At 49.9% G+C, this 19,156-nt stretch carries 24 protein-coding genes; 17 read left to right on the plus strand and 7 right to left on the minus strand.

Annotated features, from left to right (window positions below):
- Positions 1–19: 19 nt before the first annotated feature.
- The 4 genes from ABLV66_RS06065 to ABLV66_RS06080 all read right to left on the minus strand — a co-directional run bounded on the left by ABLV66_RS06065 (position 20) and on the right by ABLV66_RS06080 (position 4,185).
- Positions 20–1,261 (minus strand): integrase, encoded by a 1,242-nt coding sequence (locus ABLV66_RS06065; RefSeq protein ID WP_059312510.1) that lies wholly within the window; start codon positions 1,259–1,261, stop codon positions 20–22.
- 359 nt (positions 1,262–1,620) lie between these two features.
- A complete protein-coding gene (locus tag ABLV66_RS06070) occupies positions 1,621–2,493 on the minus strand; it encodes a hypothetical protein (protein WP_348876840.1) in 873 nt (290 codons plus the stop codon).
- Positions 2,494–2,596: 103 nt separating this feature from the next.
- Positions 2,597–3,610 (minus strand): phage integrase, encoded by a 1,014-nt coding sequence (locus ABLV66_RS06075; protein WP_336186092.1) that lies wholly within the window; start codon positions 3,608–3,610, stop codon positions 2,597–2,599.
- Entirely contained in the window at positions 3,607–4,185 is a 579-nt protein-coding gene (locus tag ABLV66_RS06080) for a phage repressor protein CI (protein WP_064783709.1), read from the minus strand. Before ABLV66_RS06080 ends, ABLV66_RS06075 begins: the two co-directional genes overlap by 4 nt.
- Positions 4,186–4,580: 395 nt before the next feature.
- Here ABLV66_RS06080 and ABLV66_RS06085 point away from each other — a divergent pair, with 395 nt between their 5' ends.
- The 9 genes from ABLV66_RS06085 to ABLV66_RS06125 all read left to right on the plus strand — a co-directional run bounded on the left by ABLV66_RS06085 (position 4,581) and on the right by ABLV66_RS06125 (position 9,942).
- Positions 4,581–5,084 (plus strand): phage regulatory CII family protein, encoded by a 504-nt coding sequence (locus ABLV66_RS06085; RefSeq protein ID WP_336186093.1) that lies wholly within the window; start codon positions 4,581–4,583, stop codon positions 5,082–5,084.
- A 9-nt stretch (positions 5,085–5,093) separates the two neighbouring features.
- Positions 5,094–5,288, plus strand: a complete 195-nt coding sequence (locus tag ABLV66_RS06090; RefSeq protein ID WP_336186094.1) for a phage filamentation protein Fil family protein — start codon at positions 5,094–5,096, stop codon at positions 5,286–5,288.
- On the plus strand, positions 5,278–5,706 hold the full coding sequence (locus tag ABLV66_RS06095; RefSeq protein WP_032411117.1) for a hypothetical protein: 429 nt from the start codon (positions 5,278–5,280) through the stop codon (positions 5,704–5,706). The genes ABLV66_RS06090 and ABLV66_RS06095 overlap by 11 nt, the downstream gene beginning before the upstream one ends.
- Positions 5,706–6,107, plus strand: coding sequence for a hypothetical protein (locus tag ABLV66_RS06100; RefSeq protein WP_115667901.1), 402 nt, complete (start codon positions 5,706–5,708; stop codon positions 6,105–6,107). The genes ABLV66_RS06095 and ABLV66_RS06100 overlap by 1 nt, the downstream gene beginning before the upstream one ends.
- 66 nt (positions 6,108–6,173) lie before the next feature.
- On the plus strand, positions 6,174–6,407 hold the full coding sequence (locus tag ABLV66_RS06105) for a DUF2732 family protein (protein ID WP_336186095.1): 234 nt from the start codon (positions 6,174–6,176) through the stop codon (positions 6,405–6,407).
- Entirely contained in the window at positions 6,398–6,703 is a 306-nt protein-coding gene (locus tag ABLV66_RS06110) for a DUF3850 domain-containing protein (protein WP_336186096.1), read from the plus strand. Before ABLV66_RS06105 ends, ABLV66_RS06110 begins: the two co-directional genes overlap by 10 nt.
- Positions 6,693–7,550, plus strand: a complete 858-nt coding sequence (locus ABLV66_RS06115; RefSeq protein ID WP_336186097.1) for a DNA adenine methylase — start codon at positions 6,693–6,695, stop codon at positions 7,548–7,550. The genes ABLV66_RS06110 and ABLV66_RS06115 overlap by 11 nt, the downstream gene beginning before the upstream one ends.
- The gene (locus tag ABLV66_RS06120) at positions 7,547–9,610 is read left to right on the plus strand and encodes a replication endonuclease (protein ID WP_348876842.1); all 2,064 of its coding nucleotides are present in this window, start codon (positions 7,547–7,549) and stop codon (positions 9,608–9,610) included. Before ABLV66_RS06115 ends, ABLV66_RS06120 begins: the two co-directional genes overlap by 4 nt.
- A gap of 119 nt (positions 9,611–9,729) precedes the next feature.
- The gene (locus ABLV66_RS06125) at positions 9,730–9,942 is read left to right on the plus strand and encodes a hypothetical protein (RefSeq protein ID WP_141146380.1); all 213 of its coding nucleotides are present in this window, start codon (positions 9,730–9,732) and stop codon (positions 9,940–9,942) included.
- On the opposite strand, the gene ABLV66_RS06130 is transcribed toward ABLV66_RS06125, so the two are convergent.
- The 3 genes from ABLV66_RS06130 to ABLV66_RS06140 are packed head-to-tail and all read right to left on the minus strand — an operon-like array spanning position 9,916 to position 13,057.
- On the minus strand, positions 9,916–10,239 hold the full coding sequence (locus ABLV66_RS06130; protein ID WP_047043583.1) for an Ogr/Delta-like zinc finger protein: 324 nt from the start codon (positions 10,237–10,239) through the stop codon (positions 9,916–9,918). The two genes, ABLV66_RS06125 and ABLV66_RS06130, sit on opposite strands and share 27 nt — an antisense overlap.
- Complete coding sequence (locus ABLV66_RS06135; RefSeq protein WP_348876843.1) at positions 10,236–11,285, minus strand: phage portal protein; 1,050 nt, start codon at positions 11,283–11,285, stop codon at positions 10,236–10,238. Before ABLV66_RS06135 ends, ABLV66_RS06130 begins: the two co-directional genes overlap by 4 nt.
- Positions 11,282–13,057, minus strand: a complete 1,776-nt coding sequence (locus ABLV66_RS06140; RefSeq protein WP_348876844.1) for a terminase large subunit domain-containing protein — start codon at positions 13,055–13,057, stop codon at positions 11,282–11,284. The genes ABLV66_RS06135 and ABLV66_RS06140 overlap by 4 nt, the downstream gene beginning before the upstream one ends.
- A 172-nt stretch (positions 13,058–13,229) precedes the next feature.
- Here ABLV66_RS06140 and ABLV66_RS06145 point away from each other — a divergent pair, with 172 nt between their 5' ends.
- From ABLV66_RS06145 to ABLV66_RS06180, 8 genes are all read left to right on the plus strand, one after another.
- Positions 13,230–14,033: a GPO family capsid scaffolding protein gene (locus tag ABLV66_RS06145; RefSeq protein WP_348876845.1), complete on the plus strand. Its 804-nt coding sequence runs from the start codon at positions 13,230–13,232 to the stop codon at positions 14,031–14,033.
- 59 nt (positions 14,034–14,092) lie between these two features.
- On the plus strand, positions 14,093–15,115 hold the full coding sequence (locus ABLV66_RS06150; protein ID WP_348876846.1) for a phage major capsid protein, P2 family: 1,023 nt from the start codon (positions 14,093–14,095) through the stop codon (positions 15,113–15,115).
- A gap of 2 nt (positions 15,116–15,117) precedes the next feature.
- A complete protein-coding gene (gpM, locus tag ABLV66_RS06155; RefSeq protein WP_348876847.1) occupies positions 15,118–15,819 on the plus strand; it encodes a phage terminase small subunit in 702 nt (233 codons plus the stop codon).
- 96 nt (positions 15,820–15,915) lie between these two features.
- Positions 15,916–16,368, plus strand: a complete 453-nt coding sequence (locus ABLV66_RS06160) for a head completion/stabilization protein (protein ID WP_207304268.1) — start codon at positions 15,916–15,918, stop codon at positions 16,366–16,368.
- The gene (locus ABLV66_RS06165; RefSeq protein ID WP_348876848.1) at positions 16,365–16,871 is read left to right on the plus strand and encodes a phage tail protein; all 507 of its coding nucleotides are present in this window, start codon (positions 16,365–16,367) and stop codon (positions 16,869–16,871) included. Before ABLV66_RS06160 ends, ABLV66_RS06165 begins: the two co-directional genes overlap by 4 nt.
- Positions 16,868–17,575 carry a hypothetical protein gene (locus ABLV66_RS06170; RefSeq protein WP_348876850.1) on the plus strand — a complete coding sequence of 236 codons (708 nt, stop codon included), beginning with the start codon at positions 16,868–16,870 and terminating at the stop codon, positions 17,573–17,575. The genes ABLV66_RS06165 and ABLV66_RS06170 overlap by 4 nt, the downstream gene beginning before the upstream one ends.
- A complete protein-coding gene (locus ABLV66_RS06175) occupies positions 17,572–18,699 on the plus strand; it encodes a DUF2586 domain-containing protein (protein WP_348876851.1) in 1,128 nt (375 codons plus the stop codon). The genes ABLV66_RS06170 and ABLV66_RS06175 overlap by 4 nt, the downstream gene beginning before the upstream one ends.
- A complete protein-coding gene (locus ABLV66_RS06180; protein ID WP_032411150.1) occupies positions 18,696–19,151 on the plus strand; it encodes a phage protein in 456 nt (151 codons plus the stop codon). The genes ABLV66_RS06175 and ABLV66_RS06180 overlap by 4 nt, the downstream gene beginning before the upstream one ends.
- The last annotated feature ends 5 nt before the right edge of the window (positions 19,152–19,156 follow it).

A 19,156-nucleotide genomic window follows, 5' to 3' on the forward strand; every position in this document is an offset into this window, starting at 1 on the left:
TGGACTTAACCCATTCTTATCATCCCACTAACCGCATCCCTTTTATCCCATCTGCAATCACGCTTCCGCGATCCGCTGCCATCACGAAATCAGCCCACCATTGCATCATAGGGCGACGTTGCTCAAGGTAATCACTGCGGTTATAAGCGCGACGTACCTCATTTTTGTCTACATGAGCCAGTGCTGCTTCAATGACATCAGGCGGAAATCCTTCCTCATTGAGTGCCGTACTAGCGATAGAACGTAAACCGTGTGATACGAGTAAGCCCCCTAAGCCAGCACGCTTGAGTGCTGCATTCACTGTTTGGCTGTTCATTGGCTTGGTAGGTTTGATGCGACTGGGAAAGATAAATTCTCGGCCACCATTGAATGACTTCATTATTTCCAGAATAGCGAGAGCTCCATCAGATAATGGAACTGTATGCTCCCGGTTCATCTTCATTCGAGCTGCCGGAATTTTCCATTCGTTAGCATCAAAATCGATCTCATCCCATCGAGCCTCAGCAGCTTCGGCAGGGCGGGTGATGGTGAGAAGCTGCCACATGAACAGGCATCGTGTGGACAGGCTGATACTTGCCGTACGCATAGTTTGCATTAGCTGTGGAAGTTGATCTGGGTGGATGCTTGGCATGTTTTTCTTTTGCGGTTTCTCGAATGCTTTCCCGATATTTACGCTGGGAACCGCATCAATCAGGCCTGTATTCTGCGCATAAATCATGACTTCGTTAATACGCTGACAAAGGCGGCGGACTGTCTCTAATGCACCTCTGGCCTGAACCGGCTGAACTGCTTTAACCAAAGTATGAGCCTTAATCTCAGTGACACTGATATCACCGATTGCTGGGAAAACATCTCTCTCAAGTGAGCGCCATATATCGTCGGCATAGTCCTCTGTTACGCTGGCTTTCTTCACATTCCACCAACGCTCGGCAACTAACCGGAAAGTGTTGGTTTTGGCCTCTTGAGAATTTCTCACCAGTTCTTTCTGATGTTCCTGAGGATCAATGTCTTTCGCCAATAAAACTCGAGATTCAGCTCTGAGTTTACGCGCATCAGAAAGTGAGACGGCAGGGTAGGCACCGAAGCTCTGCTTGGTTCGTTGCTTTGTCAGAGGTCGATAGTAACGGAACTGCCAGAGCTTACTACCACTGGACTTGATTAACAGAGTAAGCCCGTCACCATCATACAGCTGGTAATCGGCATCTTTAGGTTTGGCGGCTTTGATTTCCGTATCGGTTAACGGCTTGGTTTTTCTTGCCATGGGGAGTCTCCATGCGTTTAGGCCCAACGAAAACAATAGAGCTTTTCGTTGGGCCTATCAATGGGCCTAAAAGGTTCGGATTTAATTAGTTCTCTTCGGACTTCACGGGACAAATTGAGGGCACAAAAAAGCCCGCAGGGCTTGCGCCGTGCGGGCTCTTAGGACTTCATCGGATGACTCTGGTAATCACCGATGGAGAATTTTGGTGGAGCTGGCGGGAGTTGAACCCGCGTCCGAAATTCCTACATTCTTTTGTTAGTCTTTTAAAAACATATATTTATCAATAAAATCAAAAGAATGAATGACAACGGTTAACACTGGTAGACAGTCGTTTACACCTTGGATGGACAAAATATGGATCAGGTCTTAACTATTTGTGGGATGGTTGCGTTGACAAGACGGTTGCCGCCCCATATAGAAAATCGAGGTTCTTGTTCAAGGGTGTAATCAACTACGGGTTTAACTTTTATTTTAAAATCATCAGTAAGTTTATGTTCAAGTAATTCCATAATTGAAAGATGAGCGTGCCAATATGCACCTAAGCTATGTCTAAAGTCTTTTTCTGAATTGAAACGGGTTCTAAATTCGTAGATGTCATCATTTTCTATGAAGTTATATGTAAATACCTGGTCATTATCAATATCTTTAAACATGTATGCAATGTGAATTTCTCTCAGGCATTCTTCTAATTTATTAATATGGATAAAATACTGTGCTGTTCCTAATATATAAGGTTTGATGATTAATTCTGCCATACGTGCCCAAAGACGTTCTGATTTTGTAATAAATGATATGGAAGTGTTAAAGTTTAAACTTGATGCATTGGCATATGGATAGAATACTTTATAACAAGAGTAGCTATTTCTGAATTCTAATGGTTTCTTACTCGCAAGATAATATGTATAGGTGAACTCAATATTTTGTATAATCTCCATAGTGTTTTTTCTATGGGAATAAAATCCATCCATAGTGTTTTTTTTCTGAGCTTCTTTTATTTGTTTGTCTGTTTGAATGGTTCTGTGTATGTTATTAACAATTACGCCAAAAGGTATTGACAGCGAAAGAACTGCTAAAGGTAGTTTACTTATTGTCAGGAAGTTATTAAATCCATCAGCATCAATTTGAAAACTATGCCCTTTCCATACGATGCCACCTAATAGTAAAAAGCTAACAATCGGAATGAGAAGCGCGGCTTTGAAAAGTGGTTGGCGTGTCAATGGTTCAGCATTCATATCGAAAGAGTTATTTTTAAACAAATAGAAAATATAACTTATTATGAATATTATGTTAATTATAATAATGCACTGATTAATTGCTGTGAACATTTTGATATCTCTAATCAAGCATGGTTAATGGATTTTTTGTTATTGCATCTTCTAAATGCGTAGGTGCGAAATGAGCGTAAATCATTGTCATTTTAATATCTGAGTGACCTAAAATTTCCTTAAGTACCAGTATGTTGCCACCATTCATCATGAAGTGACTGGCGAATGTATGGCGAAGCACATGTGTGCATTGTCCTTCGGGTAGTTCAATGCCTGCTTTGGCAACAACACGCTCAAAAGTTTTTCTGCATGGCGTGAATAACCGCCCACGTTTTTTAGGAATTTCTTCATAAAGTTGTTTGGAAATAGGAATTGAGCGCACTTTGCCATTTTTGGTGTTTTTATATGTGATTCGATAAGGAGTAACCTGTGCCCCTTCTAAATTCTCTGCTTCACTCCACCTGGCACCAGTGGCCAAACAAATTTTTGCTATGATTAGCACATGAGGACTATTGGAGTCTGATAAATATTCCAACAATGTTCTGATCTCCTGTGGATAAAGAAAAGAGACCATTTTTTCATCTACTTTGAATGTTGGAATCCCCGCTAAAGGGTTTGCTAAAGACCAATGTCCTAGTTTTTTCAATGTCCCAAATACAGCAGATAAATTTCGCTGCTCATGATTGACAGTTTGTGGTTGTATGGGCATACACCGCCCGTTAATATCGGGTATTTCACCTTTAAGTCTACCTTCTCGGTAGGCGCTAAAATCAGCGGCGGTAATCTGTGATGCAATTGGATCTCCCATGCCAGCACAAATACCTTTCAATTTTGACATCATACGGTCTGCATCAGAAAGAGTACGACCATATAAGGCATGCCACTGCTCAATTAATTCAGAAAGTCGCCGGTTGTCCTGTTTCTCTCCAAGCCAAGGTTTTTCTTCTAGTTCATTTGAAATGAACTTTTCATAAGCCAATGCTTCTCCTTTTGTGGCGAATTTTTTGCGTATGCGTTTTCCTTTTACGCCATTAGGACGTAAATCGCATAACCATTCCCCTTCTGGTGTTTTTCTTACAGTCATTTTTCATTAATCAGGTAGGTGGCAACTACCTTCCCCAAAAGAGTCACATCAGAAACGTTGCAGTCCAGGGGGTATTTACCCCAATCAATTCGTAGCTTATCGCCAGGTAAAACAACTAAATCTTTGATGCTTTTGGTTCCTGAGTATTCGATAAGGAATTTTCCATCAGTGTTTGAATGGGCTGCAATATCAACAAAATATCGTGTGTTGCCGTCTGTAATTATTTGTAGTTCACCTTTGTAGTTAGGCAACATTGCCTTGTCAAAAAGGAAGGATGATTGTCTGACTAGGTCAGCACCATCAATTTTGAATGCTGGGATTCGGCTTGTATCGCTAGCCACTGGATCGAATGTAACCCCTTCACCAGTAGTCAGCCATTCAATGGAAGCTCCTGTTTCTAAAGCACAAAGTAAGACAAGGTCAGCAGGGAAATTATCTCGCATAATCCTTGTACTAAGTGCGCTAGCTGACATGCCTAGGTAGTTGGATAACTGCAGTCGTGAAGTAAAACCATATGCCTCGCAGATGCGTTCGACTGCTTCTCTGGCACCAGTTTTAATGTTGTAGTTTTTCATGTTTGTAGTTCGCAATGGTTGACAAACGACAAATTAATAAATACTCTTCGCATTGTTTCGTTTGTAGTTTATTTGCTTGTCGAATGTAGTTTGTTAACGATGGTTGTCAGTAGTGACCGCTAGTGACAATCGGATAGGAGATTTTGCCTTATGAAAACTGTAGCTGCAACACATCAAGAAAGTCGTTACGTACCCCTTAAAACATTTTGTGAACGTGTAGGTATAAAAGTCCGCACTGGTCGTTATTGGGTGTCGATTGGACGGATAAGAATCCTTCCTAAGTCAAAACCGAAAGAGCATGTATATGTCGACTGGTTTGACTGGCTACAGGCCAAATAATTGTCACATATAGCGAATTGATTTGTTCATTTTGAATTAAGTTAGAGGCGAAGCATATGTTTGATTATCAAACTTCTAAACATGCGCATTTTGATGCTGCTTGCCGAGCGTTTGCGATGGTACATAACCTGGAAGAAGTTGCAGCGGCTGTAGGGATGCGCCCACAAATGCTGCGCAATAAACTGAATCCGGTGCAACCGCACCGCCTGACGTGCGATGAATTGCTGGCAATTACTGACCACACAGAAGATGCCCGCCTGCTGGATGGGCTTCTGAGCCAGATTAATTGCCTGCCGTCAGTTCCAGTGAACAATGCCACGCCGGGGAATATGCAGTTTTGTGCCCTGACCGCCACCGCCAGTGTCGGTGCGATCGCTGGGGAAGCCGTATCAACGGAGTGCATGACCTCCGCCCGCCGAACTCAAATCCTTGATCGCGCCCGCGATGCCATCCGCAGCCTTTCCGTGCTGGCTTATACCGTTGAAAGCCGTATTCAGTCCGCGCCGGTGCTGGCTGCTGCTGTCGATATCGTGACAACTAACGTCACAGGAATGATGTGAGGGAAAACAATGAAAGCCTTTGTTACCTATTTGAAGCACCAGTCACCACCTATGCAGCTAGCCTGCGGTTCAACTGGCTGGATTGAGCTGCCAGATGGTCAGCGCTGGAATCCCAGCCACGTATATAAATTTACGGCGCATCAACCGCGCCGCCGTTGGTGGCATCGCCTGATGGGATTAGTCCGGGGGCAGTATGGCCATTAATCAGGAACAGCAAAAGCTGGGGCTTGCGCAGCTGCGCAACATACGCCGCAAATATTTCAGTAACAGCAGTGAAGCCGCTGATTGGTGGGACAAGTTAACGCCGGAGTGGCGCGGGGTTGTCCTTCATGCTGCGGGCGTCTCTTCCGGATCCGGGGAGTTTAAAGCCAGTCTTAGCAAGTGTTGCTGGCGTGAACTTTTCGAACGTCTGGACTATCGCGCCATGATCCACTTGCGCCAGGGCATATCCAGGGCGCGTCTGACTTTTGAGGGATTCGGATCGTTGCGGGACTCTGATTTTTCAGCCCGTACAGCACATGACAGACCGATTAAAAAAGCGCATCCGATTAATAGCCGCAACGGGGTGCAGATGATTATTGCGCCTCATATCGTAAGCAAAATGCAGCAGGAGAATCACTAATGTCCATTATTTCAGTAGACGCTAAAGAGCTGGGGCGCGAGCTGGCCGCATGGGGCGTACCACACAATTACGCCATTCTCTTTGTGGAAAAAAGCACTGTAAAAAATAATCGTGTTGCCCTGCATCCGTTTTTCTTTAATGACACTGAGCATATGACCAGCAAGCGCCACTGGCTGGCAGTCAATGCAGCTTACTGGTGCTGTGTATACCGTGAGGCAGAAAGCCAGTTACAGCAGGTGGAAGCGCTGGCCAGCATCCGTTCCATGTATTACGTCGCAGGATCGTTGGGCGCTGGTGAAATCAAGGCGCTGATACAGGAGTGGTGGCGCAATACTTATGAGCTGCATAAGGTTCCTGCGCCTAGTTATACCGCCGTACCTATTACCTTTTCTTTCCACTAATTAATCGCCTGATTTTTTGGCCATCCCTGTGGTGGCCGGGGATTCTTTTGCCTTAAGGAAACCAAAATGAATATGACACGTAACCATTTGCCCGTAATTAATTCCGGTACCGATCTGCTTGCCATGCTGGCCAAAGCAACTGCCGAAGGTAAAGCCGTTGCCGCCGATTTGTGTTCCACCCGTCTGGATAAGCTGGCCACCCATGCCGCAAATAAAGGTTTAAGCGCGGCTGAGATTGTCGAATTAATCCGCCAGGAGGCTGAGGCTATTTGCAGTAAAGGTGGTGCAGCATGGCAGTAAAAATTCACAGTATAAAAATTGCACCGCAATATCTGGACGCAGTGGTGGCTGGTCAGAAAAGGGCTGAGGTACGACGCCATGACAGGGATTATAGGGTTGGTGATCTGCTGACTCTCTGTGAGTGGAAGCACGGTAAATACACCGGCAGAGAATGGGCAGCTGTCATTACTCACATTTTGCCCGCTGGTGACGTGATCGCGGCAGCAGAGGGATGGTCAATCCTGTCAGTACAGGCATTGTCACCGTCCGAGGCGTTGTTTTATATCTTTGATAATGGGGTGGATCATGACCGTTAAAACCCCATTGAAATGGGTGGGCAGTAAAGCCCGCCTTATGCCGCAGCTGCTTCCGCATTTACCTGAAGGTAAACGCCTGATTGAGCCGTTTGCCGGTTCCTGCGCCGTAATGATGAATACGGATTATGACGAGTACCTGATTGGTGACATTAATCCTGATCTGGTCAATCTGTATAAGGCCATGGCCTATCATACCGATGCGTTCCTTGTTGAGCTGGAAACGCTATTTTCTGCCGGTTCGCAGGGTGAAGAAGAAAGCCGTGCTGTTTTCTATTATGCAGTCCGGGATTTGTTCAATCAGTCAGAGAAGGGGGGCGCAAATTGCGTGGAATCGGCCGCGCGTTTCATGTACCTGAACCGTCACGGTTTTAATGGTCTGTGCCGCTATAACCGGCGCGGGCAGTTCAATGTACCGTTTGGTAAGTACAAGAAACCTTATTTTCCGTTAGATGAAATTCATGCATTTAAGGAAAAGGCAAAGCGGGCAACGTTTATCACCGCTCACTATTCGGAAACGCTTGAATTAGTCCGGGATGGTTATGACGTTATTTATTGTGATCCGCCATACCTGACGGAAAGCGATAATTTTACCGCTTACCATGGAAGCGGTTTTACGCATATGGATCAGGGGAGGCTGGCGCGGAAGTTGCGCCGCCTGGCACGTAAAGGGATTAGTGTTGTTGCCTCAAACAGTAATCTGGAGATGGTGCATTACCTGTATGCCGGTTTTGAGGCGGTGCAGGTGAATGCGCCCCGTAGCGTTGGGGCATCGGCTGTTAGTCAGAAGATGGCCAGTGAGCTGATCCTGAAATCCCCACTTGATTCAATTGCAAAGGCCATCGCATGACGTTGGCCTTAGACAAACATTGCGCCGCCGATTCAGCGCGGCGTGATGCTAATCAGTCTGAAGATGCACACGCCATCACACACTGGGCGTATTCCTGGAATGCACCCCGCAAGGCCATTGCAAGCCCGATACCCACATACGAAGAACTACAGCGCCGAGATCGAGAGAATGCGGCGCTGGCTTGCGCCCAGGATTTGCTACAAAAGCAATCTGTAATTGTTCGTATGTCGGTAAATGCGACAGCCAGCAAGCTGGAAAAAGAACAGGGTATAAAGCGCGCAAATGCTTACCTGGCTAAAACCTTCCTTGAACGCATTCTGCCGCGTATCAATATTGTTTCAGAGCGTTATCACATCGGCAAAATGACCGCCGATACCGTGCGCCTTATGTACCGCTTCAACCACCTGCCTGATATGTCGAAAGAGGATATTGACCTGCTGGCGCAGGATGTTTCGACGTTCATCACAATGGAACTCAGTAGCATAAACGATGAAATGCCGGATGCCGGTGCGCTTAAGTTGCTGCATGCACTTTATGTCCGTGCTGCTGCCATTACTCATGCATTCCGCCAGTCTGCGCCGGATTATGAAAAGTTAATGCGTCGTTGCTTCGAGGAGCCAAAAGCCGCCGCTTCTCTTGCCAAAATGATGTCTGATCAGTGGTGGGCGCTTCGCCTGCGCCGCCATGCGTCAGAGTGGCGCGAGCATTTACATATCGCCCTGAATCACGTCAGCAAAAAGGTCAGCACTTACGCCAGCAAACAGCTTATTCGTGACTGGAAGGAGCAGAAGCGCCGCACGCGGGAATTCCTGAAGTCGATGGAGCTTGAGGATGAATTCGGCAACCGGATTAGCCTGATTGATAAGTACTGGGGGAGCGTGGCCAATCCCGCGATCCGCCGTACAGAAATGATGGTGCGTATTCGTGGATTTGAAAACGTTTGTAATGAGCTGGGGTATGTGGGGGAGTTTTACACCATCACTGCGCCGTCTAAATATCACGCGACTACTATTCATGGCCACCGCAACCGTAAATGGAATGGCAGCAGTCCGGCTGATACCCAGGGATATCTGCGTAAAATCTGGGGACGGATCAGGGCAAAGCTTCACCGGGAAGACTTGCGCGTGTTCGGAATCAGGGTTGCGGAGCCGCATCACGATGGCACGCCACACTGGCACATGTTGCTGTTTATGCGTCCTGAAGAGGTTGAACAGGTGCGCGGCATTCTGCGTGATTATGCGATGGATGAAGACCATGGCGAGCTGATCACCGATAAAGCCAGAAAGGCACGCTTTCATGCTGAAAGTATCGATCCGGAAAAAGGGTCAGCAACCGGTTATGTAGCCAAATACATATCAAAAAATATTGATGGTTATGCGCTGGATGATGAACTGGACGACGAAAGCGGCAAGCCAATGAAAGAAGCCGCCGCCGCAGCTGCTGCATGGGCATCATGCTGGCGTATCCGCCAGTTTCAGTTTGTAGGTGGTGCGCCGGTAACGGTATGGCGCGAATTGCGCAGGATGGCTGATCACGATACCGCGATGGGGTTAAGCGTTGAATTTGCTGCGGTACATGATGCTGCTGACAGCGGAGACTGGGCGAAATATATCAATGAGCAGGGCGGACCATTCGTAAGGCGGGATGAGCTGATCGCACGCACATGGTATGAAACCAGCCCGGAATTTAACGCATATGGTGAGGAAATTGTGCGGGTTAAGGGGGTTTTCTCTCCTGCCGTTGGCATGGGTGTGCCCATTTTAACCCGGATTACAAAGTGGAAGATTGTTCCGAAGTTAGCCGCCGAACAGGCGGCAGCTGTTAGCGGCGCGAATGCGCCGCCTAGGAGTTCTGTCAATAACTGTACGGAGGGAGGAACCCGGAGAAGGTTAAAAAATGAATTAACTGGCCGGGGGCTTGCCGGCACGGATGAAGAAATAGCCATTCTGATGCGCGGCGGCGGTTTGAGTTTTGGCAATAGTTCGCTGATTTACCGTAATGACAGGTTGCAGGAAAACCGTATGAAACCGGAAGACGAAATCTGGCCAGGCTGGAGGTGATGCTGTGTAAGTGTGTGATATGCATACCGTAAATTATTGATCATATGAATTTTCATTTCACATATTGTGCGTTTAGGTGTACTGTATGTTTATACAGTTGTTTTGCGTGGGAGGATGCTGTGCAGGATTTGTTTTTTGAAACCGTTGCTTTTCAACGGATCGCTTTGGTTGCAAAACTTATGGCAACTGCGGATTGCTCAGAAGAAGAGAAAGATTTAGCGTTAGCCTGGTTAAGTGAAATGACAATGGCGCTGGGTAAAAGACTGGATGAGTATGAAAAAAAATACCCCCGTAACGGGGGCGATTCACGCAGCCGGTGCCGCTTTCAGTAAGTCCAGCGCCATCTGCTTTTGATCGGGTGACAGATTTTTTAGCAATGTTTGTACTAAAGCATCACCCGTTTTCGCGCTGGGGCTAAGAGTGTGGGAAAACGTCAAATTCATTACAAAAGTGTGCCCACACTCCACATCTGCGCAGGCGCAATAAATATCAGCAATCTGCCGGTGTTTCCGGTTCGTCTTTCGAATTACAGCCTTTGAGCCGCATTCCGGGCATTCAATCTTCAGGACTCTCATATTCCACTCTCCGGCTGTCAAAATATGCCTGGATTTTAACCCTTTTCGCCTCATGCTGCATCCTTATCCGTTGATTCATCTGCGAATTTAAGATGCAGATACGCCGGAATTTCCGGATCATTGTTCACTGCTTTGGCCATGCGTCGCTGAATGGGGCGAATTTCATTCTTTTTGTAGGTGCGTTCCACTTTTTCAGGGTCGCCCAGTCCTGCGGTATTCTGCGGCACAATACCTGCCAGCCCGGCCGGGAAGCGGTGAGCGTTCAGAATGTCCTGCGCACTGATATTTTTCACACTGGCAAATTCATCCTTTGCAGAAATATCCCCCATTTCGATAAATTTAATGGCGTCACCATCGCCGCCAGGGATATTCACCAGAATGGTGGAGAAGTTCCCGATCCCTTTGCTGTCACGCAGCTGCTGTTCAATCTCTTCTTCCATTTCATCCGTCATGCTGGGGTCTCGGGTATACAGGATGCCGCCAGTATGTGCCCCATTGTGGTAGTAGCGGCGGCGAAAAATCACCGCTTCACTGTTCAGCAGGGCGGAATGAATGCCGCCGATATAGTCCGGCAGGCCGTAAATGTGCTGCTGTGGGTCATACATCTTGATAAAAATGATGTCTTCTTCAGGGAATACCAGCGGTTCCCCTTCCTGCAGTACCACGTAATCACCAGGCACATTACGATCATCATCCCGGACTTTGCGACGGCGCAGATAAAGGCCGGGAAGAGGTTCCAGGCCGATAACGTCACCCCAGCCGTTGCGTATTTTCACAATGGCCACATCACCAAACGTCAGATAATCAAATGCGGCCGCTTCCAGTTCATCATCCGTGAGACCACCGCCCAGATAATCTGCCGTCACCATATTTTTACGGGCATGAATAATGCCACCGTGCTGGCCGTTCAGGTTAATCAGCTGTGCCAGCGCCAGCCGATCAATAGGCTGGGTAAAATGGTCGGCGGCATTGTCGTACCAGATATCCCGGTAATCCGTGCCGGTAGTCAGTACAGGTTCCGGTTTGCCGAAAGAAATGATGCTCATTTTTTTTGCTTTGTCGCCGCGCTTATTCCGGGCGTTATATCGTTTTTTCGTCATGCTGCCTTCTTCATTCTCCAGCGGGATTTTGGTTTGTTTTCATAGTTAAGCGGTTCGTTATGCAGGGCGTGCGTGATCGCCCAGAACGATTCTGCATGGCCAGTTTCGGGGCTGCGGTCTGCGACAAAGGTCATGGCATTCCCGCTTTGCGTGGTTGTGCGTCGGATGGCCATGAAGCTGGCCGGGATCTCTTTCAGGTTTTTATCCCACTCGATACGCTGGCTTTCGACCACATCCGCGGCTTTCAGTACCAGCTGGTTTTTGGTGTTCAGGTCGTAGCGGATAGGCACGGCCACGCGCATGGCAAAGTGCTGGATATTGTCAAAAACGCCCTGGCCTATGCCGGTGACATCAACACCCAGATAAGTGAAGTTATATTTTTTAAACAGGCTTTCTATCTGCTTTGCCTGCCAGCGGAAGTTCATGCCTTTCCAGTTAAACACCGCCAGTACGCGGAATTTTTCTGCGGCCAGTTCAGGCGGGGCAATAATGACAAAGCAGGACAAATCGCCGCTGCGTGCCGGGTCAAAACCACCCCATACCGGGCGATTGCCAAATGGCCGGGCGGCGTTGGGGTCGTGATCCTGCCACGTCTCAATTTCCACGCCGCAGGCTTCCAGATCGGAGAAACTGAAAACGGAGTCTTTGCTATCAACAAAAACGCACATATACAGCATATTGAATGCAGTGTCGTTATAACGTCGGCGTAGCTTCTCGATGCTGGCCAGGTTAAAGCCACCGGCGATTGCATCTTCAAGTGTGATGATGTAACGCCATTGGTCATCCGGGCAGAGCCGGCCACCGTTGCGCATTTCGTCAAATGACGGGAATTTGATAGCCGCGCGTTTTTTACTGCCCTGTTTCCATTCCTCGCCAGTCCAGAACGGGTAAGCCTGGTGCGTTTTGGCGGATGGAGTGGAAAAATAGGTGGTACGCCATTTATCGTGTGTGGCCATCGCGCTGGCCACTTCATTCAGCCTGGCAAAGTTCGGTACCCAAAAATATTCGTCACAGTACAGGTGGCCGCTGTAGGACTGGGCGGTGTTTTTGTTGGTGGAAAGGAAGCGTAATTCCGCGCCGTTGCTTAAACGGATCGGATTGCCGGTTAGTGTGATGCCAAAATACTGCTCGGCGATATTGACGATATACGAGCGAAAAACCTCTGCCTGGGCTTTGGACGCTGACAGGAAAATTTGCGGATCGCCGGTCATGACCGCGTTTTCAAATGCCTCATAAGCAAAGTACCAGGTTGCCCCGATCTGGCGGCTTTTCAGGATATTGCGCACCGCCTGACCAATATTCTGGCGCAGGTGTTTCTGGTAGCCGAAAAGATGTTCCTCCGCCCAGGTGTCAAAATCCTCCTGTGTTAGCGATGAAATATCGTTTTTCTTGTACCTGCGTTTGCTGCGGGGTTCGCCATCGTCGCTGTCTTGTGCCGCAGCTGCTTGCCCGTTCCCCCGGTTTGCCAGCATCTTTTCTTTATGTTTATTACTTTGCGCTCGCAGCTTAGTGGCATGAGCAATAAGTAAATCCATCTCTTTCAGGTCGAGATCGGTTTTATTATCGCGCCCGGCCAGCAACTGGTAACGGCGTTCAATCGCCTCTTCAGTACTTTCATGGCTGAGTAAATCGGCCCAGCTGTATTTCTCCGCCCAGTAGTAAACGATCCGCGCATTCGGCAGATTTAATTCAGATGCAATTTCTTTTGGCGTATAGCGACGCAAATACAGCGCCCGTACTACGCCTTTTAATTCTTCAGAGTATTTAGCCATAGATTTAATTATGCCGCGGCTATGACGAAAAAACGGTGGTGTTAATTCGTACCTGTTCGGCAAAGGGCGGTTATCCGAATTAAGCAGAATTAAGTCGAGTGCGTGCTTTCTGCAATCCGGCAATAATTGGAATCACAGCAGGAAATCAGTTAATCGGCAGGGGAGGGAATATGTGTCGCATTTAAAAACTGACTGGCTGTGTGTTGCTACCGAAGGGGATACCGTAGACGGCAGGAAGATTAAAAGACAGTGGATTATCGATATGGGGGAAACCTACAACTATAACCACTATGTCGCTTTAATCTGGCCAGAACATGAAGATGATTGCGGTAATTTTGGTGAAGTACTGGAGGCCACCTGGCACGATGGCGACGATGGGTTAGCGCGGCTGTTTGTCAGCCTGTGCCCGAATATGCGCCTTATCTTTGCCAACCATGAAGACCAGCTTTTGTTCTTTTCAATTGAGCCGAAAGAGAACTGGCGCGGCAGTGGGCGTACTTACCTGAAAGGGCTGGCGGTGACAGATACCCCGGCCAGCGTTGGCACCACACGGCTGCGCTTTAGTAGTCGGCGCAATAAATTAACGAAACAGGGTTATTACAGTTGCGTAATTTCCCGCGACGGTAAAATTAAACAGGAAGAAAGAATGAAGAACTGGCAGAAATTATTTGGTATTAAACCGAAATTTGAAGAAGAGAATCCAGGCGATAATCCGTCACCGGATGATGATAAATTGCAGGCGCTGGCCAGTGCTCTTAATGATCTGGAAGGTCGTGTGGCGACGATTGAAAACCAGCTTAATTCAGTTACAGAAGATGTGGATACTATTTCTGAAGTGGTGGATACGGAAGAGTTTGCGGCTATTCGTGATAATGCTTCCGAGATTGTTAAGCGATTTAGCGATTTGGGGAAAAAGAATTCACGTCAGCCGGGGCGCACGGTTCCGGGAAAAGCCGGGAAATTTAAATTTCTTTAATTCACCCCGCTAAACAAATTAACGATTAACTTTTTATCGCGTTATAGCGAGGGAGCTTTATGTTTTTAAATAAACGAGCAAAAAGCCTGATGGCGCAATATTGCGCTGGTCTGGCTGACAATTATGGGCAGGAATCCGCGAATCTATATTTTTCACTGACTGATCCGCAGGAAACGACTTTGCGCCAGGCGTTGCTTGAGTCCGTCGAATTCCTGGACATGCTGACCTGCGCAGATGTGGATCAGCTGTCCGGCCAGGTTGTTTCTGTGGGTTCATCCGCCCTGCATACCGGACGCCATGAAACCAGTCGTTTCATTCGCCGCGTGGGTGTGGATGGGAATGATTACAAGCTGGTAGAAACTGACAGCTGTGCTGCGCTGCGCTGGGATTTGCTGTCCGTATGGGCTAATGCCGGTAAGGATGAGAACGAGTTTTTCAATCTTGTTCAAACCTTCTCGAATCAGGCTTTTGCGCTCGATATGTTGCGGATCGGGTTCAATGGTACCAGTGTGGCCAAAACCACTAATCCGGACGAAAACCCGAACGGCGAAGATGTGAATATAGGCTGGCATGAACGTATGAAGTCATACGGAGGTGGCAAGCAAATTATTACCGATCCGGTTGTACTGGATGACAAAGGTGATTATCGCGGTCTGGATGCAATGGCCTCTGATTTGATTAACACCAAAATTCCGGCGCAGTACCGAAATGATCCGCGTCTTGTCGTGCTGGTTGGCGCTGACCTGGTGGCGGCGGAACAGTACCGGCTTTATCAGGCAGCTGACCGCCCGTCTGAAAAGATTGCAGCGCAAATGCTGGGCAGCACCATTGCCGGACGTCCGGCAGTTATTCCGCCGTTTATGCCGGGTAAGCGCATGGTGGTGACGCCGCTTAAGAACCTGCACATCTATACCCAGCGCAATACTCGCCAGCGCAAAGCGGAATTTGTTGAAGACCGTAAGCAGTATGAAAACAAATATTTGCGCAATGAAGGTTATGCGGTTGAAGAGCCAGAACTGTATGCCGCTTTTGATGAGTCTGCTGTGACCATCGGTGAAGTGACCGAACCAGTGGAGGGTTAAGCATGGCACTTTCTCCCGCACAGCGGCACAGCCAGCGTATTGCTACGGAACAGCGCCTGAAACAGAGCCAGGCGGTGGACAGCAGCGAAAGCATGCACATCCTGATTGCTGCGCTGGAAAAGGACGTGGCGCAGGCCAGAAGCATTCAGTTTATTCCAGATCGTGTTGCGTTTAAGCGCGATGTGTTGCTGCCGCGCTGGATGCCAACCGTTGAAGCCTATCTGGCCAGCGGGCAGGTCTATGCAAACCCGGTACTGGCATGGTGCGTAATCTGGCTTTTTGACGTGGGCGAACTGGATAAGGCGCTGGACTGGGCAGATATCGCAATCAGCCAGCAGCAGGTCACACCAGACCGTCTGCGCAGCAACTTCCCCACATTTGTGGCGGATACCATGCTGGCCTGGGCGGAAGAGTCAGCCGGGCGTGGGGAAAGTATTGAGCCGTATTTTTCCCGCACGTTTGACCGTGTGGCTAACACCTGGCGCTTACATGAGCAGGTGACGGCCAAATGGTTCAAGTTTGCCGGGCTGGAGCTGTTGCGCGGGGAGGATGGCCAGAAAACGGCGGCGGGCGTGGATGACGTGGCCACACTGGAAAAGGCCGATCAACTGCTGGCTATTGCAGAGCGGCATTATTTCAGGGTTGGTGTGAAAACTGCCCGGCAGACCATCGCCGCACGTCTGCGCAAATTAACGCAGGTTTAAAGACTACCGACAGCCAGGCGGACGCGGTGGAGGGCAGCGTACAGACCGTACAACTGCGCCGTGGAAACCGGACAGTCCGCCTTTTTCGGGGGATATATGTTTAGTGGCAAGCCGCTGGATTATCAGGATGAACCGCTGACCAATAACGGCTTCTGGCCTGATTTGAATCTGAAAGATTTTCAGGCGCAGCGGTCACTGCCTGCTGATATCGATGCGGATACCATCGCGCAGGCGCTGATCGCAGCCGTCGCAGAGGTCAATGCTGAGCTGGAGCGGGTTGAATCTGGCTGGCAGGCAAAGGGATATGCCCAGGCCACGGAAGTGCCGGGGGTAAGCATGGGCGGGCTGAACAGCCTGTGCGCCCAGTATACAAAGGCTGTTTTTGCCAGGGCAAAGGCCGATTTACTGGGGGAGTTTGCCACCATCGGACGGCGTGAAACGCATCCGGGGCAGGAAAGCCTGGAAACGCGTGCGGGGCTATTGGCGGAAGCATCGGTGGTGATCCGCCGTATGAAAGGACTTAAACGGGCAACGGTGAAAAAAGTATGAGCCAGACACAACTGGAAAACCTGACCGCTTTCTTTCAGGCGAATGTCCCGCCACGGGCGATGCAGTCATTTGATAGCGTGCTTGATGAAATGGAATTCATTCCCGCAGCCAGGGATTTGGGGCTGGGGCAATACCGGCAGGCCGTTATCCGTTATGACGCGGTACTGAGCTGGGCGCGTTTCCCGTACCGACTTTGCCCGCCGCAACTGCTGATGTCACTGCTGGCAGCATGGCTGGACGAGGCGGATCGGGAACTGCTTGACGAAATCGGGGTAACGGAAGCCGATCCGCAGTGGGATGTATCTGTGGAGGATGAAGAAACCGCCACCGTAGTGCTGAGCGTACCAATGGCGGAAGAACTGGTGATTAAGCAGGATGAAAACGGCGCTATTCCGTGGCGTGGTGAGCGCTGGTCACTGGTTAATCCTGAAGTCTGGACGGCGATCCACGCCAGCGTTTATGGCGTGGATGAAACCGGTGCGCCTATCGGGGTGGAAGAGTGATCGCGGGCGGCGAGCTGAACAAAGCGCAACTGGCTGCGCTGCGCAAGGCACTGGCAGCAATGGAGCTGCCGCCGAAGAAGCGCCAGCGGTTGTTGTGGCGTATGGCCAAATACGGCGTTATCGCCGCCGCAAAACGCCATGTGCGCAATCAGGAATCACCGGAGGGAAGCGCCTGGCCGGGAAGGAAAACGCGCCGTAAAGGGAAGATGCTGCGCAATATGCCAAAACTGCTGCATATCCGGGAAATGCCCGAAATGCAGGCTGTGCGGATTTATCTGCAGGGTGGAGGCTACCGGAACGGGGATACACCGGTACCCGCAGGCACCGTGGGTTACTCGCAGCAAAATGGGATGCGTGTTCGTGTCAGTCGTGCCAGCCAGCCACGGCAGGACGGGGGCGCAAAGATGGCCACCGCGGCGCAGGCAAAGAAATTACGCGCCCTGGGGTACCGGATGCGCCGGGGGAAGCGCTGGAAAAAGCCAACCCTGGGCGAAATCACCACATCCATGCCTTACAGCCAGGCGGGGTTGCTGATACGAAAACTCAGCGGCAAGGCGGTGAAAACGAGCTGGACAATTGATCTGCCTGCCCGTGTGTTTCTGGGTATGGGGGAGGATGAATTTAACAAGGCGCTGGCACGGCAGCTGCAGGCCATTGGCTTTGGCTGGGATGTAAATGCGCAGGATATCAGGGGGAGAACATGACCTGGCCAAATGTAGGAGTTAACCAGCTGAATCAGCTGCAGGGGGAAACCAGTGAGGTGGAACGCTGCGTGCTGTTTGTCGGCAAGGGCGCGGTAAATATGGGTAAGACGCTGGCGGTTAATACCCAGAGTGATTTTGACAAATTGCTGGGTGAAGGTGACAGCCCGCTGAAAAGTGACGTGCTGGCCGCGATGAAAAACGCCGGGCAGAACTGGTGGGGGTTCGTGCATGTGCTGCCGTCCGATGCGGAGGCGGATGCATGGGTGAAAGCCGTTAAGGCTGCGCAGGTATCGTGTTCCGTGGAAGGGGTGGTGCTGTCAGACGATATTTCCACTAAAGAGGCAATTAATCAGGCGGTTGCACTGCGGGCGGATCTGATCGCGAAGTTTGGCCGCTGGGTGTGGTTCCTGCTTGCGGTACAGGGCATGCAGGACAAGGAAAGCCAGGCTGATTACCTGGCACGCGCTTCCACGCTGCAGGATGGCATTGCGGAAAAAGCGGTGCAGCTGGTACCGCGCCTGTTTGGCCATGAGCCGGGCGTGCTTGCTGGCCGGTTATGTAATCGTGCAGTGACCATTGCTGACAGCCCGGCGCGAGTCCAGACCGGCGCACTGCTTGATCTGGGGGGTGATGAATTGCCGGTGGACGGCACCGGTGAAGTTCTGGAGCTGGCCACGCTGCAGGCACTGGAAATGCAGCGCTACAGCGTGCCGATGTGGTACCCGGACTATGACGGCTTTTACTGGGCAGATGGGCGTACCCTGGACGTGGAAGGGGGGGATTATCAGTCCATTGAAACGCTGCGCATTGCTGATAAGGCCGCGCGTCGTATCCGTCTCCTGGCTATCGGCAAGATCGGTGATCGTTCTCTGAACAGCACGCCGGGCAGTATCGAGGCGCACCAGTCACTTTTCATGAAGCCACTGCGCGAGATGTCCACCGCCGCCAGCATCAATGGCGTGGCGTTTCCGGGCGAAGTGAAGCCGCCGCAGGATGGTGATGTGGCCATTGTGTGGAAGAGTAAGAAAGCGGTGGATATTTACATTGTGGTGCGCACGTATGAAGTGCCGCTGCAGATTACGATCAATCTGATGCTGGATGCCAGCCTGGAGACTGCCGCATGAGTAAGCGTATTTCGGGGATGTCGTTTGATGTCTATCTGGATGGTGATCTGATCCATATCGAGAAAATTTCACTGGATATCACCGATAACAGCGCCGCCGCGCAGACGCGTGGTGTGCCGGATGGCCATGTGGACGGTGATGTGTCGGCTGAGGGTGAAATTGAAGTCAGTTCCAAAGTGATGAAGGTACTGACCGCAAAAGCCCGCGCAGCGGGTTCATGGCGGGGCATCCCGGCTGTGGATTTCCTTTTCTACGCGAAAGCCGGCAGCGAGGAAATGAAGGTGGAAACGTTCGGCAATAAGCTGCAGGTCAGCAATCTGCTGGATATTGATCCAAAGGGTGGCACGGTGGCCACGCACAAAATCAAGTACTTCGTGACCAGTCCGAAGTTTATCAACATCAACGGTGTTCCGTATCTGGAGCCGGAAGCCACGGAAAACCTGATCGGATAAGGGGC

The organism is Klebsiella sp. CN_Kp073, assembly GCF_040065495.2.
GTDB classification, from domain to species: domain Bacteria; phylum Pseudomonadota; class Gammaproteobacteria; order Enterobacterales; family Enterobacteriaceae; genus Klebsiella; species Klebsiella aerogenes.

Coding starts and splice junctions, on each gene's coding strand:
- ABLV66_RS06150 (WP_348876846.1), top strand. CDS start 14,093: ATGTTTTTAAATAAACGAGCAAAAAGCCTGATGGCGCAATATTGCGCT.
- ABLV66_RS06110 (WP_336186096.1), top strand. CDS start 6,398: ATGGCAGTAAAAATTCACAGTATAAAAATTGCACCGCAATATCTGGAC.
- ABLV66_RS06120 (WP_348876842.1), top strand. CDS start 7,547: ATGACGTTGGCCTTAGACAAACATTGCGCCGCCGATTCAGCGCGGCGT.
- ABLV66_RS06180 (WP_032411150.1), top strand. CDS start 18,696: ATGAGTAAGCGTATTTCGGGGATGTCGTTTGATGTCTATCTGGATGGT.
- ABLV66_RS06070 (WP_348876840.1), bottom strand. CDS start 2,493: ATGAATGCTGAACCATTGACACGCCAACCACTTTTCAAAGCCGCGCTT.
- gpM (WP_348876847.1), top strand. CDS start 15,118: ATGGCACTTTCTCCCGCACAGCGGCACAGCCAGCGTATTGCTACGGAA.
- ABLV66_RS06115 (WP_336186097.1), top strand. CDS start 6,693: ATGACCGTTAAAACCCCATTGAAATGGGTGGGCAGTAAAGCCCGCCTT.
- ABLV66_RS06080 (WP_064783709.1), bottom strand. CDS start 4,185: ATGAAAAACTACAACATTAAAACTGGTGCCAGAGAAGCAGTCGAACGC.
- ABLV66_RS06130 (WP_047043583.1), bottom strand. CDS start 10,239: ATGAGGCGAAAAGGGTTAAAATCCAGGCATATTTTGACAGCCGGAGAG.
- ABLV66_RS06095 (WP_032411117.1), top strand. CDS start 5,278: ATGGCCATTAATCAGGAACAGCAAAAGCTGGGGCTTGCGCAGCTGCGC.
- ABLV66_RS06160 (WP_207304268.1), top strand. CDS start 15,916: ATGTTTAGTGGCAAGCCGCTGGATTATCAGGATGAACCGCTGACCAAT.
- ABLV66_RS06140 (WP_348876844.1), bottom strand. CDS start 13,057: ATGGCTAAATACTCTGAAGAATTAAAAGGCGTAGTACGGGCGCTGTAT.
- ABLV66_RS06100 (WP_115667901.1), top strand. CDS start 5,706: ATGTCCATTATTTCAGTAGACGCTAAAGAGCTGGGGCGCGAGCTGGCC.
- ABLV66_RS06135 (WP_348876843.1), bottom strand. CDS start 11,285: ATGACGAAAAAACGATATAACGCCCGGAATAAGCGCGGCGACAAAGCA.
- ABLV66_RS06165 (WP_348876848.1), top strand. CDS start 16,365: ATGAGCCAGACACAACTGGAAAACCTGACCGCTTTCTTTCAGGCGAAT.
- ABLV66_RS06085 (WP_336186093.1), top strand. CDS start 4,581: ATGTTTGATTATCAAACTTCTAAACATGCGCATTTTGATGCTGCTTGC.
- ABLV66_RS06075 (WP_336186092.1), bottom strand. CDS start 3,610: ATGACTGTAAGAAAAACACCAGAAGGGGAATGGTTATGCGATTTACGT.
- ABLV66_RS06065 (WP_059312510.1), bottom strand. CDS start 1,261: ATGGCAAGAAAAACCAAGCCGTTAACCGATACGGAAATCAAAGCCGCC.
- ABLV66_RS06090 (WP_336186094.1), top strand. CDS start 5,094: ATGAAAGCCTTTGTTACCTATTTGAAGCACCAGTCACCACCTATGCAG.
- ABLV66_RS06105 (WP_336186095.1), top strand. CDS start 6,174: ATGAATATGACACGTAACCATTTGCCCGTAATTAATTCCGGTACCGAT.
- ABLV66_RS06175 (WP_348876851.1), top strand. CDS start 17,572: ATGACCTGGCCAAATGTAGGAGTTAACCAGCTGAATCAGCTGCAGGGG.